This window comes from Agrobacterium sp. 16-172Ci, assembly GCF_053522725.1.
Window position 1 is genome coordinate 1 of the sequence record NZ_JBNWBW010000072.1, and the last position, 611, is coordinate 611.

Consider the following 611-nt stretch of genomic DNA (forward strand, 5'->3'; position numbering starts at 1 on the left):
ATCCTCGATATCTCGGTGCAGGCTTTGCATTGCTGAAGCCGCGCGCGAGGACCATTCGGGCCTGTTCGAAAGCTTCCCAGTCGGCAACATCGGGGACTGGCGGAATGGTCACGAGTTCCTTCTGGTCGAAGCCAACCAGGGCCGCATCGACGAGATCGTCGACCTCCATCACATCGGGCACTTTGCTGATGTCACCGCCCATGCGGTCGTAGATTTCGGTGCGAGTGGCGGCCGGCAGCACGGCCTGCACATAGACACCCCTGGAGCCGACCTCGGCATGCAGGCTCTGCGACATGGTCAGCACATAGGACTTCGTCGCCGCGTAAATGCCATGCGAATATTCCGGCAGAAGGGCGAGAACGGACGCGATGTTGACGATCGAACCGTGACCGCGCTGGAGCATGCCGGGTAGGACGGCCGCAGTCAGCAAGGTGGGCACCAGCGAATTGAGGCGCAGCAGGTTCTCCAGTGCAACCGGATCGGCATTGGCGAGACCGCCACTCAGACCCGCACCGGCATTGTTGACCAGAATGTCGATCGGCGGATCGGCACGCAGGCGCTGCGCCACCGGCTCCGTCTGTGCGGCATCCGTCAGGTCTGCGGTGATCACC

At 62.7% G+C, this 611-nt stretch carries 1 protein-coding gene; it reads right to left on the reverse strand.

What is annotated here, in order from left to right:
• On the reverse strand, positions 1–611 hold a 611-nt coding region (locus tag ACQZ40_RS25735), incomplete at both ends, for an SDR family NAD(P)-dependent oxidoreductase (RefSeq protein ID WP_448748915.1).